Raw genomic sequence first — 948 nt, forward strand, 5'->3', positions numbered from 1 at the left:
CTTCAAGCAAACGAGTACTTGGTTTTTCTTTAGTTGTTGCATGAATGCGTTGATTTGCTGTTTCACTAAGCCATCGACCAATATAGGCATTTGCCATATCAACATCTAAGCTAAGGTCAACCACCTTTAAACTTGCTTTTAATGGCACGATAAAACTTGATTTCAAATAACTATTAAAGCGTTCTACTTTACCTTTTGTTTGCGCACGATATGGCTTACAAACACGTGGTCGGAAGTTATATTTCTTAGCACAATCAAGTAATTTAGCATTCCAGCGATGTTGACCATCTTGATAAGCATCACGTTCAATGATAATGGCCTTAGCATTATCAAATAATACATCTTTAGGAACACCACCAAAGAACTGAAAAGCACTTTCTAAGCCATCAATCCATGCATCAGAACGTTCATGATCATAAAACTTAACAAAGGTTGCTCTAGAGTATCCCAAAGTTGCAACAAATGCTTTTAATGTGGTGTGATGACGTCGAATTGTTGTGAAATCAACCTGCATTTGTTGACCTGGTTGAGTCTCAAATCGCTTAATCGGCTCTGGTTGTTTAGTTGGCTTTAATGTATTGAGATAATTTTGTAGTGTTCTAATTTTCCCCGTGTAGCCTTTTTGCAAGATTTCTTGATACAACACTGCAGCCGGTATCCATTCTGGATCGGCGGCATTTACACGTTTGATTAAATACGGTTTATAAGGCTCAAGAATACTCACTTTAGATTGTGTTCGTTGATATTTAGGTGTTACTTGAGATCGTAAATATTTACGCACAGTATTTCTAGAAATACCGAGTTCGCGGCTAATTGCCTTAATAGATTGACCTTGTTGATGAAGTATTTGGATTGTCACTGCTTGCTCCAAAGTTAACATGTTGAGCAGTCCAAAAAGACCACTATATTAACCAAGGGGGTCAATTTTCAAATGCTGTTGGGGGGTCA

The 948-nt window shown here is 37.7% G+C and carries 1 protein-coding gene; it reads right to left on the reverse strand.

From position 1 onward, the window contains the following. Positions 1-880 (reverse strand): IS21-like element ISEc57 family transposase (istA, locus tag ACEO2X_RS13940; protein WP_371972166.1); only part of this gene is annotated, 880 nt, incomplete at its 3' end. Positions 881-948: the final 68 nt, after the last annotated feature.

Origin of the sequence: Acinetobacter sp. AL9 (genome assembly GCF_041464035.1) — a bacterium.
GTDB lineage: Bacteria > Pseudomonadota > Gammaproteobacteria > Pseudomonadales > Moraxellaceae > Acinetobacter > Acinetobacter towneri.